The sequence below is a fragment of the Paraburkholderia sp. GAS206C genome, assembly GCF_050435645.1.
In the GTDB taxonomy this organism is placed as follows: Bacteria; Pseudomonadota; Gammaproteobacteria; order Burkholderiales; family Burkholderiaceae; genus Paraburkholderia; species Paraburkholderia phenazinium_B.
On record NZ_JBNDKR010000001.1, the window covers coordinates 402,691 to 415,837 of the forward strand.

General features: G+C 63.4%; 14 protein-coding genes. 5 read left to right on the forward strand and 9 right to left on the reverse strand.

All coding sequences use genetic code 11. The features are described from left to right. Window positions 1-45 precede the first annotated feature (45 nt). Window positions 46-747, forward strand: a complete 702-nt coding sequence (locus tag P3T20_RS01875; RefSeq protein WP_074268956.1) for a TetR/AcrR family transcriptional regulator — start codon at window positions 46-48, stop codon at window positions 745-747. A 33-nt stretch (window positions 748-780) separates the two neighbouring features. Here the strand turns inward: P3T20_RS01875 and P3T20_RS01880 are convergent, their stop codons facing one another. The 3 genes from P3T20_RS01880 to aroQ are packed head-to-tail and all read right to left on the reverse strand — an operon-like array spanning window position 781 to window position 3,522. Beyond that, window positions 781-2,151 (reverse strand): MFS transporter, encoded by a 1,371-nt coding sequence (locus P3T20_RS01880; RefSeq protein WP_074268957.1) that lies wholly within the window; start codon window positions 2,149-2,151, stop codon window positions 781-783. 49 nt (window positions 2,152-2,200) lie between these two features. Then, window positions 2,201-3,070: a shikimate dehydrogenase gene (locus P3T20_RS01885; protein ID WP_429285880.1), complete on the reverse strand. Its 870-nt coding sequence runs from the start codon at window positions 3,068-3,070 to the stop codon at window positions 2,201-2,203. Next, on the reverse strand, window positions 3,067-3,522 hold the full coding sequence (gene aroQ, locus P3T20_RS01890) for a type II 3-dehydroquinate dehydratase (RefSeq protein WP_429285881.1): 456 nt from the start codon (window positions 3,520-3,522) through the stop codon (window positions 3,067-3,069). The genes P3T20_RS01885 and aroQ overlap by 4 nt, the downstream gene beginning before the upstream one ends. Window positions 3,523-3,762: 240 nt before the next feature. Here aroQ and P3T20_RS01895 point away from each other — a divergent pair, with 240 nt between their 5' ends. From P3T20_RS01895 to P3T20_RS01910, 4 genes are all read left to right on the forward strand, one after another. After that, on the forward strand, window positions 3,763-5,658 hold the full coding sequence (locus P3T20_RS01895; protein WP_429285882.1) for a bifunctional sugar phosphate isomerase/epimerase/4-hydroxyphenylpyruvate dioxygenase family protein: 1,896 nt from the start codon (window positions 3,763-3,765) through the stop codon (window positions 5,656-5,658). Between the two features lie 180 nt (window positions 5,659-5,838). Further along, the gene (locus P3T20_RS01900; protein WP_429285883.1) at window positions 5,839-7,020 is read left to right on the forward strand and encodes a porin; all 1,182 of its coding nucleotides are present in this window, start codon (window positions 5,839-5,841) and stop codon (window positions 7,018-7,020) included. 265 nt (window positions 7,021-7,285) lie between these two features. Next, window positions 7,286-7,615 carry a hypothetical protein gene (locus P3T20_RS01905; RefSeq protein ID WP_074268962.1) on the forward strand — a complete coding sequence of 110 codons (330 nt, stop codon included), beginning with the start codon at window positions 7,286-7,288 and terminating at the stop codon, window positions 7,613-7,615. Between the two features lie 200 nt (window positions 7,616-7,815). Beyond that, window positions 7,816-8,019: a hypothetical protein gene (locus P3T20_RS01910; RefSeq protein WP_143787772.1), complete on the forward strand. Its 204-nt coding sequence runs from the start codon at window positions 7,816-7,818 to the stop codon at window positions 8,017-8,019. An 82-nt stretch (window positions 8,020-8,101) separates the two neighbouring features. Here P3T20_RS01910 and P3T20_RS01915 read toward each other — a convergent pair whose 3' ends face one another. From P3T20_RS01915 to P3T20_RS01940, 6 genes are all read right to left on the reverse strand, one after another. Continuing rightward, window positions 8,102-8,437, reverse strand: coding sequence for a hypothetical protein (locus tag P3T20_RS01915; RefSeq protein ID WP_074268963.1), 336 nt, complete (start codon window positions 8,435-8,437; stop codon window positions 8,102-8,104). Between the two features lie 14 nt (window positions 8,438-8,451). Next, the gene (locus tag P3T20_RS01920) at window positions 8,452-9,219 is read right to left on the reverse strand and encodes an AraC family transcriptional regulator (RefSeq protein ID WP_074268964.1); all 768 of its coding nucleotides are present in this window, start codon (window positions 9,217-9,219) and stop codon (window positions 8,452-8,454) included. Window positions 9,220-9,291: 72 nt separating this feature from the next. After that, window positions 9,292-10,584 carry an FAD-dependent oxidoreductase gene (locus P3T20_RS01925; protein ID WP_074269505.1) on the reverse strand — a complete coding sequence of 431 codons (1,293 nt, stop codon included), beginning with the start codon at window positions 10,582-10,584 and terminating at the stop codon, window positions 9,292-9,294. A gap of 2 nt (window positions 10,585-10,586) precedes the next feature. After that, a complete protein-coding gene (locus tag P3T20_RS01930) occupies window positions 10,587-10,856 on the reverse strand; it encodes a (2Fe-2S)-binding protein (RefSeq protein WP_074268965.1) in 270 nt (89 codons plus the stop codon). After that, window positions 10,849-11,994 carry an NAD(P)/FAD-dependent oxidoreductase gene (locus tag P3T20_RS01935; RefSeq protein WP_074268966.1) on the reverse strand — a complete coding sequence of 382 codons (1,146 nt, stop codon included), beginning with the start codon at window positions 11,992-11,994 and terminating at the stop codon, window positions 10,849-10,851. Before P3T20_RS01935 ends, P3T20_RS01930 begins: the two co-directional genes overlap by 8 nt. Beyond that, entirely contained in the window at window positions 11,991-12,938 is a 948-nt protein-coding gene (locus tag P3T20_RS01940; protein WP_074268967.1) for a 4-hydroxyproline epimerase, read from the reverse strand. Before P3T20_RS01940 ends, P3T20_RS01935 begins: the two co-directional genes overlap by 4 nt. Window positions 12,939-13,147 lie beyond the last annotated feature (209 nt).

The following is a 13,147-nucleotide window of genomic DNA, read 5'->3' on the forward strand; positions in this document are numbered from 1 at the left end:
TTTTCGCCATGCTAGAATGCGCCGTCATCGCCGCTTAAGCACACAATGAAAAAGGGAAGCAAGGCCGCCGCGCCAGATCAGAGCGGCATCCCGTCCGAACCTCGGGGCAGCGACGCCCGCCGCAAGTACGATCCCGAAGAGACGAAACGCAACATCCTCGAAGTCGCCACCCAGGAGTTTTCCGCCATGGGGCTGACCGGTGCGCGCGTGGACGCCATCGCCGAGCGCACCAACACCACCAAGCGAATGCTGTACTACTACTTCGAGAGCAAGGAAGGCTTGTACCAGGCCGTGCTGGAGAAGGTGTACGGCGACATTCGTGCGCTCGAACAGGATCTGCACGTCAGCGAACTCGATCCCGTGGAAGGGATGCGCAAGCTGGTCGAATTTACCTTCGATTATCACGACCGTCATCGCGACTTCGTGCGCCTCATTACCATCGAGAACATTCACGGCGCCAAGTACGTCGAGCAGTTGAAGACGTTCAAAAACCGCAACGCGAGCGCGATCGAAACCATCGAAGATCTGCTGGCGCGCGGCGTCGCAAGCGGGCAGTTTCGCAGCGACGTGGATGCGATCGATCTGCACCTGCTTATCAGCTCGCTGTGCTTTCACCGGATCGGCAATCGCCATACGTTCGGCACCGCGTTTGGTCGCGATCCGTCGCATCCGCGTCTGCGCACGCGGCACCGGGCCATGGTGGTCGACGCCGTGCTGCGCTTCGTGCGCAACGAAGCGCAACACTGACGCGCGCTGCCGGACAGGCGCGCGCTGGCTGGCTTAATCGGTCAGCACGATCCGCTTGATATCGCCGACGATAAAGATGTACGACAGTGCGCCGATCAGCGCGATCGCGCCGATGAACACCAGCGCGCCGACGAACGAGCCGGTCCACGCCACGATCAGCCCCACCGCCAGCGGCGTAATGATCCCAGCCAGATTCGCCGCAAAGTTGAAGATGCCGCCCGTCACGCCGAGCAGGCCGTCCGGTGCGATGTCCGAGACGAGCGTCCAGCCGAGCGCCGCCATCCCCTGCGCAAAGAACGCCACAGACAGAATCACGATCACAGTCACGTTGCTTTCGACGTAGTTGGCCAGCACGATCGTCGAGGCAAGCAGCAGCCCGGCGATGATCGGCAGCTTGCGCGCCACGTTCGGCGAGACGCCGCGCCGCAGCAGCCAGTCCGAAAACGTGCCGCCGAACATCACGCCGATCGACGCTGCAATGAACGGCATGATCGCGAAGAAGCCGATCTTGAGCCAGGCCATATGACGCTCGGTGGCCAGATAGGTCGGGAACCACGTGAGGAAGAACACCAGCGTCGAATTGCCGGCGAACTGGCCGAGACAGATGCCGGTAAGCTGGCGATGCTTGAGCAGTTGTCCAATGGTGCGCCACTCGAAGCCGCCCGACTTCGGCTTCGCTTCGCCCGTGTTGTTCTTGCGATGGGTAAGGCCGCCGCCTGCTTCGATGTAATCGAGTTCCGCCGCGTTGGCCGCCGGATGATCGCGCGGTTCGCGGTAGCAGAACCACCAGACGAGGCCAAACACCAGGCCTACGGCACCCACCACGTAAAACAGCGAGCGCCAGCCGAACGCACCCATCAGCGCGAACAGGAACGGACTGAAGAACGCGAGGCCGATATATTCGCCGACGGTGTAGGTGCCCGTCGCCATCGCCCGCTCGCTTTGCGGAAACCACGTCGCCACGACGCGGCTGTTGGTCGGAAAGCACGGCGACTCTGCGACCCCCAATCCAAGCCGGAATGCAAACAGCGGCGCAATGCCGTGCACCAGTCCCTGGGCGAGCGTGCACAGGGACCAGAACGTCATCGACAGAAAGTACGTGACCTTGCTGCCGAAGCGGTCGAGAAACAGTCCACCCGGAATCTGCGACGCCACGTAGCTCCACGAGAAAACCGAAAACATCAGGCCCATCAGCGCTGCATTGATGCCCAGTTCCTTCGTCAGCTGCGGCGCCGCGATGCCGAGCACGGTACGGTCGAGATAGTTGATCATCGTACCGATCGCTAGCAGCGCGAGGATGCGGTAGCGCACCTTTGTACGGCGCGCGCCGGCCACGGCGGCGTTAGCGGTCTGCGGGCCCGGCTCCGGAAGATCGGAATGGGCGGAATGAAGCGGATGCGGCATCTTTGTCTCCTTCATGTCTCGTTGGATTTGCGGCACGGCCGGCCGCTGTCTACTCGCGCGGCAACAGCGTCTGGAAGTGAGCGAACATCCGCTCGGCATCCGGCTCCAGTCCGGTAAAGATGCGGAAGGCGTCGACCGCCTGATAGACCGCCATTCCGCCACCGGACAGCGTGCGGCAACCCGCTGCTTCGGCTGCCCGCAACAGTGCTGTACGAATCGGGAAATAGACGATATCGGCCACCCACAAGCCGCTGTGCAGCAACTCGGCCGGCAGCGGCATGCCGGGCAACTTGGCCATGCCGGTCGGCGTCGCGTGAATCAGCCCGTTGGCGTGGGCGAGCGCATCGGCAAGCGAGTCGCCTGCACGCACGATCGAAGCGGGGAAGCGCGCCTGCAATTCATCGGCGAGGATGTGCGCGCGGGACGCGTCCACATCGAATAGCGTCAGCGTCTGCGCACCCATCTGCAATGCCGCATGGGCGACAGCCGCACCCGCGCCGCCTGCGCCCAGTTGCACGACGCGTTCGAGCGATACGTCCGGCAAACCTCGCTCGAAGGCGCGGGCAAAACCGGACCAGTCGGTGTTGTGGCCGATACGCTTGCCGTCCTTCAGCAGTACTGTGTTGACGGCGCCTAACGCATGAGCGTCAGGAGATAGTTCGTCCAGCAGAGGAATGATCTGCTGCTTGCATGGGTACGTGACGTTCAGGCCGTTGAAACCCATCCGCTCGGCCGCGACGAGAATGTCGGGCAACGCGGAGACGTCGACCTTCAGCGCTTCCAGATCGATACGGCGATACACGTAACGCAGACCGAGCTGGCTACCCTCTTCCTCATGCATCGCCGGTGTCAGCGAACCGCCGATGCCGGAGCCGATCAGCCCGACCAGATACGATTTGTTGCTAGCCGACATCGTCATTTTGCAGTCCTCGCCTTCAGAATCACCGCCATCCGTTCCAGTGCCAGCACGTAGCCCTGCGTGCCGCAGCCGATGATCACCGCCTCGGCAATCGGCGACACATACGAGTGATGCCGGAACGCTTCGCGGCGATGCACATTGGAAATGTGCACTTCGATCACCGGCTTGTCGATCGCGGTCAGTGCATCGGCTAGTGCCACGGACGTATGCGTATAGGCCGCAGGATTGATGATCACGCCGTCCACCTTGATACGGGCCGCGTGCAGCCAGTCGATCAGTTGATGCTCCGCGTTCGACTGGCAGAAGTCGAGCGCCAGATCGAGCCGCTGTGCTGCGTCGCGGCACATGCGCCCCACGTCTTCGAGCGTTTCGGAGCCGTAAATGGCCGGTTCACGCGTGCCAAGCAGATTGAGATTCGGTCCGTTCAGGACCAGTACCGAGGCGAAACTCATTGCAGCCACTCCATAAGATCAGTGCCGAAGTCAGGCGGCCGGCGCGCGGCCGCTTTTCCCCATCATGGCGCTAGTGTGCGCCCGATCGACAGTTTGGTCTTCTGGGGTTTATACGAATTTGTACGATCTAGTTAGTTTGTATAGAATCACGAAAAATCCAGCTAATGTGGCGGATAGCACCCGTTGAGTCGATACTCATAGGTAACGGATTGGTCCATTTCTCGCTTGCAGGAGCCGTTGATGCAAACTTCGATCGCCACCGTTTCGATTAGTGGAACACTGGTAGAGAAGCTGACCGCGATTCAGGCGGCGGGCTTCGACGGCGTCGAGATCTTCGAGAACGACCTGCTCTATTTCGACGGCTCGCCCGCCGACGTGCGCCGCATCGCCGCCGATCTCGGTCTGAAAATCATGCTGTTCCAGCCGTTTCGCGATTTCGAGGGCGTGAGCGCCGAGCGGCTCGCGCGCAATCTCGATCGCGTGAAGCGCAAGTTCGATCTGATGCATGAACTGGGCACCGACCGCATTCTGGTCTGCAGCAATGTGCAGGCGGATACGCTGCGCGACGACGCGCTGATCGTCGATCAGCTGGGCGCGCTTGCGCTGGCGGCGGAGCAGGCGGATGTGATTGCCGGTTACGAGGCGCTCGCCTGGGGGCGTCATGTGAATTCGTACCGGCACGCGTGGCGGCTCGTGGATGCCGTCGGTCATCCGAATCTCGGCATCGTGCTCGACAGCTTCCATACGCTGTCGATCGACGATCCGGTGGACGAGATTGCGGCCATTCCAGGCGAGCGCATCACCTTCGTGCAGATCGCCGATGCGCCCAGGCTCGCGATGGATGTGCTTGAATGGAGCCGCCACTACCGCTGCTTTCCGGGCCAGGGCGATTTTGATGTTGCGGGGTTTACTGCGCGTGTGGTCGAAACCGGCTACCAGGGGCCGCTTTCGCTCGAGATTTTCAACGACGGATTTCGCGCAGCACCCACGGCAGCGACCGCAGCGGACGGGCATCGTTCGTTGCTGTTTCTTGAGGAGCAGACGCGTGCGAGGCTGGATCAGCAGGGCCACGGCAAGCAGCGGACCGAACAGCTCTATCAACCGTCTCCTGCCCCTGCGCACATCGGTTTTCAGTTCCTCGAATTCGCAGTGGACGACGCGGCACGCACGCATCTCGCCGACTGGCTCGGCAAACTCGGTTTCCGAAATGCCGGACGGCATCGCTCCAAGGACGTCACGTTGTATCAGCACGGCGCCGCTTCGATCGTGCTGAACGCCGAGGCCGATTCGTTCGCCAGCGCGTTCTTTCAGCAACACGGACTGTCGTTGTGCGCGTCGGCGCTGCGCGTCGACGACGCGAGACTCGCGTTCGAGCGCGCGGCCGGGTTTGGTTATGCGCCGTTCTCGGGCCAGGTCGGACCGAACGAACGCGTGCTGCCCGCCGTGCGCGCGCCGGATGGCAGCCTCAACTACTTCGTCGACGAAACGCCCGACGAACCCACCCTGTTCGAAGCCGATTTCCTGTTGAACAAAAGCGGCAATATTGCCGAACCTGCGCTTCTGACAAACATCGACCACGTCGTACTGTCGCTGCCCGCGGACTCGCTCGATACGTGGGTGCTGTTCTTCCGCACGGCCTTCGGCTTCGAGGCGGAGCCGAGCTGGCTGGTGCCCGATCCGTACGGCCTCGTGCGCAGCCGGGCGTTACGCAGCCGCGACGGCTCGGTGCGCATCGCGCTGAACGCTTCCGTGGATCGGCATACTGCGGTGGCAGAGGCGTTGCACGCCTATCGCGGCTCCGGCCTGAATCACGTGGCGTTCCGCACAGGGGACATCTTCTCGGCGATTCCTCGATTCGTTGAAGCCGGTCTGCCGATCCTGCGAATCCCGCGCAACTACTACGACGATCTCGCCGCTCGCTACGCGCTGCCGGACGAGACGATCGAAGCCCTGCGCGCCCGCAACATTCTCTACGACCGCGACGAACGCGGCGGCGAGTTCTTCCACGCCTACACCGCACAACTCGATCAACGCTTCTTCCTCGAAATCGTCGAACGACGCGGCGGCTACGACGGCTACGGCGCTGGGAACGCCGCGGTCCGTCTGGCTGCACAGGCACAGCACCGCAAGCAGTAGATCAACCAGGCGCTCCACCAGGCAGCGCCCCAAGGGGCGTTCAACCAGACCCTGGCATTTTAGAAAGATGTACCCGAGCACCGAAGCAGTGTTCGGTAAGTTACGGGCCGCGACAGGCCACGTACAAAAATCAACGCTTTACCTTGGCGATCTTTTCTCACAACGAAGGAGACACAGTCGATGAAGCAGTCCCGTAGCACACTCACCAAACTCGCCTTTACGGCCAGCGCAACCCTCCTCGCCAGTCCGGCTTTCGCGCAAAGCAGCGTCACGCTGTACGGCGCAGTGGACGACGCAATTGTCTATGCCAACAACCAGAAGGGCGCGTCGAACGTCTATCTGCGCCAGGGCAACCTGTATGCGTCGAAATGGGGTCTGCGCGGTGTCGAAGACATTGGCGGCGGCACCACCGTCGTCTTCGATCTACAGAACGGTTTCGATCCGAATACCGGTGCGCTGTCGTCGTCCACCCAGATCTTCAACCGCCAGGCGTATATCGGCATGCAAAACCCGATGTACGGTACCTTCACCGTGGGCCGGCAATATACGACGTATTACCAGTTCGTGGGACCGCTCGCTTCTTCCAACTGGCTGACCGGCGCGACCGGCGCGCATCCGGGCGATATCGACGGACTCGACACGACGATCCGCATCAACAATTCGCTGATCTACACCACGCCGAACTGGAACGGCCTGCAAGCGAGCGGCATGTACGCGCTGGGCGGTATTGCCGGCAGCACCGGCAAAGGCGAGACGATCAGCGCCGGCGTGCGCTACACCACCGGCCCAGTCAATCTCGCCGCGGGCTATCTGCGCATGGACAACGCGCAAGAGACCACCGGCTTCGATGCGGCTTCGACAGGCAGTTTCGGCACCTCATCGCTCAACACCGGTTACGTGTCGGCGAAGGCGCTTCAGCACATCGCAGCGGCAGCCGACTATACGATCGGCAACCTGATGATGGGTCTCACGTACACCAACGTGCAATACGTAGCAGGCGGCCGTTCCATCTTCCACGACACCGCGATCTTCAATACCTACGCTGCCCTGGCCACCTACCGCTTCGCACCGGACTTCGACGTGGCCGGCGCATTCTCGTACACGCTGGCATCGCAAGCCAACGGCATCACCAGCGCCGCGCGCTATCAGCAGTATTCGCTCAAGCAGACTTATCACCTGTCGAAGCGCACCTCGCTGTATGCAGTGCAGGCCTATCAGCGAGCTAGCGGCGAGACGCTCGGTTCGAAGGGAGCGGGCAACATCGTCGAGGCGACGCCGGCGGTCGGCGACTCGCAGAACTCGACGCCGTCATCGACGAACGCGCAGTTCGTCGGCATGTTCGGTATCGCGATCCTCTTTTAAAAGACGGCTGGGCAGATTTGTGCCGCGCGCGGGGCTGGCCATGCGTGAGTTTGAACGCGTTTTACGGATGCTTTACTTAGGCTTCACATGCGTTCAGGGTTTCGCAAGGTTCCCCCGGCGTCCGCGTCTTCCGAGGGGCACGCTTTTTGCGCCGATATAATGGCGTTTGATCCGCCATCCGCCACCTGACGCGGCGCGCTATCCGCGGCCGACGCCCGTCCGGCGCCGCCCCGCAGGCCGCGAGGACCGATACCCCTGGAGACCTATGAAGAAGTTTGCCGTAGTCCTGTCCGTTCCCCTGCTGCTCAGCGCATGTGCCTATTTCCAGAATCCGGATTCGGGCGAGCCCGTGATCGACGGCAACACGCAGCGCCCCGTTAGTGACGTGGTGGCGTGCATGACGCAGGAAGCCGCCAAACACAACGCGACGTTCAAGACCACGCCGTTGCCCGAAGGGCAAATGCTCGATTTCGGCGACTCGAACGTCGTCAAGATCCGCGCCGACAACGGCGCTACCACCTACCGCTTTTACGCGGGCAAACGTCACGCCAGCAACCTGTGGATCGAAGGCGCGAGCAAAACCTGCGCTCCGTGACATTCCTGTGACGTAAGTGCCGGTAATCCGCGCGACATCGAATGCAACACATTCCTACCGAATGAGGCTCGAGTCTTAAGAATCGTTTAAGACTTGGGCCCCATGATCCACCGGACAATGAAAAGCTGGAGGTGGATATCTTGAACCTGAACAAAACAAATCGCGACGTAAGCGACCCGGCGGTGCCGGCCAAGCGGACCATGCTGCGCCGCCTGTTGAGTCACCATGAACTCGCTACGCTGTTGCTGTTGCTGCACGCGCCGATCGATGCATCTGCGAAACCCGAGATTCCGATGCTGCATGAGGCGGGGCTCGTCGAAACGGTCGCTACCGAAGCCGGTGCACCGCACATTCGTCTGACGCCGGAAGGCAATGCAGTCTTGCGTGGACTCGGCATCCGTTAATTTGGCGGATTGTCTGCCTGCGCAACAGAGCCGGTAACGTTTCCGTTACTCGTCGTGCCATTCGTTTGACTATTGGCAGTTTTCACGCCTGCCATACCGCGTAGCCCGCTTCACGCAGGCCGATCGCCAGCTCCACTTCCATGTCGCGCGCGCCGTCGTAGGGCATCGGATTGAATACTTCATACAGCTCCGGCAGTAGCCGCAGGCCGTAATCGCGCACATAGCGATTCGCCTGGATATCCGCCTTGTGCCGGTCGAAGCGCAGGTCCGGGTCCAGCCCCGTCATTCCCACATACACGCAAGGCTTGTCGAACCGGTAGTCCGGATTCGCACGGCGAAAGCGCGCCTCGTTCCAGACGGTGTCTTCCAGTACGACCACGTAGACGTAATAGTGATGACTCGGACGGCGACGGGCCATTGCGACGCGAACGCTCAGCTAGAGGTGGTCCCGTGCAGCAGCATGCGGTACTCGGTCGGTGTAATGCCGACGGTCGCCTTGAACTGCCGCGTGAACGCGCTGTGATCGGTATAGCCGCACAGGGCGGCCACATCCGTGACCTTGTCGTGCGACACCAGGAGCGCAGTGGCCGCATCCAGCCGCGTTTTCAGCAGCACCTGGCGCGGCGTCAGATGAAAGACCTTGTGAAAGTAGCGTTCGAGCTGCGCTACCGACATATCCGCCATGGCCGCGAGCTGCTTCAGGTTCAGCGGCTGCACATAATTGTCCTGAATGTACTGCACGACCGCGGCGAGCCGGCTGTACGCGGGATGACTGCCCTCGTCCGCTTTCAGATCGCGCGAAATGCCCGCCAGCCCCACCACCTGCCCCGCCGGATCGCGCAACGGCTGCTTGCAGGTCAGGCACCAGCCCGGTTGCCGTCCGGGGTACAGATGCAGTTCCAGCTGATCGACCATCTGGTTGCCGACATTGATGATCGCGATGTCCTGCGCCGTGTAGATGCGCCCGAAGCGGCGCGGGAAGACGTCCTCGGCGGTCCTGCCGAGCAGCGCCGCCTTGTCCTTGTAGCCGCAGCGCGAAGCCAGCGTGCGGTTCACCAGCGCATAGCGCGCCTGGACGTCCTTGACGAAAAACACGACGTCCGGCATCGCATCGAAGACCGGTTCGAGCAGCGTGAAATGCGAGAGCATGCCGGTCAACGTGGCGTCGGGCGGGTCGAGCGGGTGAGCCAGCGTGTTCATCTTGCGTATCCCGTGCATCCGGTGCGTGATCTTGTGCGCTCGATTATAGGTCCGCGCGATGGGGCGAAAAAATCAGGGGGTCGACGAGGGCGATGCGACCCAATCGGCGGCCTTGATGAGCGTGCCGATCTGCGCCGGATGAAATGGCGGACGCGGCTGCGCTGTCTGCCAGCCGAAATACGTGCTGGCGGCCGTGCCGCAGATACGCCCCTGACACGCGCCCATTCCACAGCGGGTGTGCAGCTTGGCGTCGCGCCAGTCGCGATGCACGCGCACTTCGCCGAGCGTCACGTCTTCACAGCGGCAGAGTATGGTCTCGTCAGCAGGGAGCGCGCGGGCTGCGTCGCCTAAGGCGAAGGTCGTTTCTACTCGCTGCGCGAAACGTTGCCAACGCTGGCGTTGCGCGCGCAGTGCGCGCAGGTCCAGCGTGGCATCGCCGCTCGCAATGCATCCTGCCAGCGCGCCTTCGACCCGCGCCAGTTCCATGCCGCCAATCCCCGTGCATTCGCCCGCAGCGAGGACGCCTTCCACTGAGGTGCGCTGCATGTCGTCGACGCGAATCGCGCCGTGTTCATCGAGCGCACAACCGAGCGCCTGGGCGAGCGTCACGTTTGGCACCAGACCATAGCCGCATGCAATACGGTCGCAGGCGAGCGTGACTTCGCGGGTGCCGCGCACGATCGTCGCCTGCTCCACTCGTCCTGCGCCGCGCGCTTCGCGCACTACGCTGCTGGTCCAGTAGGGCAACCCTGCTCCTCCACGTGTGAGCTGCGCGGCCTGCAGCAACTTCGAAGGCGTGGCCGCGAGCGAGGCGACGAAGCGCGCCAGCGCGAGCGCCGGTGCCTGTTCGACCACCGCCACCACGTGGGCGCCCGCCGCGCGAGCGGTGGCGAGCGCGGCGAGCAGCAATGGGCCGCTGCCGGCGATCACGACGCGCTCGCCGCGTACCGGCGTGCCGCCTTTGATCAACGCCTGCAACGCGCCCGCGCCGGTCACGCCTGGCAGCGTCCAGCCGGCGAACGGCAGCAGCCGCTCACGCGCACCGGTTGCGAGGATCAGTTGGTCGTAGCTGACGCATACGCCACCGTGCCCGGCCGATTCGAGCAGCAGCGCACGTGGCCCCAACGGAGCAACGACACGCGAGGATGACCACACGGTGACGTTCGGATGCTTGCGCAAGGCCGCGTCGACTTCGCTCAATGGCGCCTGCGGGGCGTGGCCCGGCCCTTGCCGCCAGACCTGACCGCCGACGCACGGATTGTCGTCGAACACCGCCACGCGCGCGCCCTTCTGCGCTGCGGCTCGCGCCGCATTCAGCCCGGCCGGACCGGCGCCCGCGACGACGACGTCGTAGTGCTGATCCACGCTCACAATGGCCCCGTCGTGTGAATGATCTGGCCGTCGCGACAAAGCGTCTGGCACGCGAGCACATGCGCGCGGCCGTCGATGGTGACGCGGCATTCCTGGCACACGCCCATGCCGCACAAGGCAGCACGAGGCTGGCCAGCCACCGAAGTGCGCGTGCCACGCAAGCCTGCAATCGCGAGCGCCGCCACGACCGTCGTTCCGGCTTCGACCTCGATCGTGCGAGAGTCGATCGTCACGCGAATGCACGCTTTGATGCCCCGGCTAGACATGACACACGCTCTGCGCGAAACGTTGCGGCAAATACGGCTCACATGGGATCGGCGTGGCATCTCCCGTGATCTGCGATGCAAGCAGTTTCGCCGTCGCAAGAGATGTGGTGACGCCAAGACCTTCGTGCCCCACCGCCACCCATAGATCTGCTGCAGCATCGCTCATCCGGCTCATCCGCCCCATGCGGCCGATCAACGGCAAGCCATCCGGCGTCGCGGCCCGAAACCCCGTCCACGCACGAATCCCGTTGAGCGATGGCAACGCCGGCAGATAACGCGCCGCGCGCTGCAACATCTGCGCGAGCACGGGCATTTCGACAGCGGGATCGGTCGTGTCGAACTGGCGCGACGAGCCGATCAGCAGTTGGCCCGTCGGCCGCGGCTGCGCGTTGAACGCCACAGAGGTGCCCACCGCGTGATGGGCGCTTTTGATGTATCCGAGTTCGAGCAGTTGATGCCGGATCAAACCGGGGTAGCGGTCCGTGATCAGCAGATGACCCTTCTTCGGCTGCAGCGGCAGCGACGGCACCAGCTTCTGCGCGCCCGTGCCGTTAGCCACGATCACATAGGCCGCCTGCTTGCGTTCGCCGTTCGCGAGGATCACGCCATGCGCGTCGACGGCTGTCACTTCCGTTGCCAGTCTCACGCGAATATTCGCCGCCGCAGGCGATTGCGTGAGCAACCACTCGGCCGCGGTCGGCGCGTAGACGATGCTGTCGTGTTCGATCCGCAGGCCGCCCGCCATGCCAGTTGCGAGCGCGGGTTCGCAGGCACGCAACGCGGCGCTGTCGAGCAGTTGTGCGGCGACGCCTTGCGCGACAAACGTATCGTGCATCGCGCCCGCGGCTTGCCATTCCTCGTCGTCGGTCGCGACCCACAGCGTGCCGCAGCGCGAAAACGCGTCACGTGTTCGCAGTTGCGGCGCAAGTTCGAGCCACAAGTCGCGCGAATACGCGCTTAAAGCAAATTCCGCGGGGGAGTCGTTCATCACGACAATGTGGCCCATCCCGGCAGCCGTTGCACCACCACCGATGCCATGCGTATCGAGCACCTCGACCTGCATGCCGCGCGCGGCGAGTTCCGCCGCGCATGCCGCGCCGATAATCCCCGCACCGACGATGAGCGCATCCGCCGTCATGCCGCGCGCAGACCCCAGGCAAACGGATCGCGCTCATCGAAACACAAACGCCCTTCCGCCATGATGTGCGCATGACCCGTGATGGTCGGCATCACCGTCTTGCCGTCGCCGCTCCCTTGATACGTCGCTTCGAAGACGCTGCCGATAATGCTTTCCTGACGCCACACCGCTCCCTCGGCGAGCTTGCCGTCAGCGGCGAGACAGGCCACTTTGGCGCTCGTGCCGGTGCCGCACGGCGAGCGGTCGTAAGCGTTGCCAGGACACAGCACGAAGCTGCGGCTGTCGAGACCGTCGCGCGAGCCGGGTCCGAACAGTTCGATATGGTCGATCAGGGCGCCGTCCGCACCCGTGATGTGCTGGGCGATCAGCGCGTCGCGGATTGCCGAACTGAATGCCGTCAACTCGGGAATATGGCGCGCCTCGAGCGTATGACCATGCTCGGCGATGAGGAAAAACCAGTTGCCGCCCCACGCGATATCGCCGGTCAACACGCCGTGACCGGGAACGTCGACGCTCACCGCCTGACGGTAACGATAAGACGGCACGTTGCGCACCGCGACGCTGCCATCGCCATTGAGCGTGGCCTCGACGATGCCGACCGGCGTCTCGATGCGGTGCTGCCCCGCGCCGATGCGGCCCATATGCGCCAGCGACACGACGAGTCCGATCGTGCCGTGTCCGCACATGCCGAGGTAGCCGACGTTATTGAAGAAGATCACGCCGGCCGCGCAATCGGCGGCATCCGGCTCGCACAGCAGCGCGCCGACGACGACGTCCGAGCCGCGCGGTTCCGTGACGATGCCGGCGCGCCAGTCGTCGAAACGCGTGCGAAACACGTCGAGCCGCTCGGCCAGCGTCCCGTTACCGAGATCCGGGCCACCGGACACAACCAGGCGGGTCGGTTCACCGCCGGTGTGCGAATCAATCACGTTCAAGGTTTTCATGCTGCAATCTTAGAAATGCCGGCACGGCCAGTCTTGGTGTCATTATGCGCGGATTGTGACGATTTCAGCATAGTGATCGGCGTGGCTCGTCCGCCTTGGCGACGGTCGCCCCGGACTTCCGTTCCGCGAGCCCGAACGCTTCCGCACAGCATTGGCTCCGTATGCCGGGAAGTCTCCCTCGCGCGGTCCCGACGCGGTACGCCCAGATC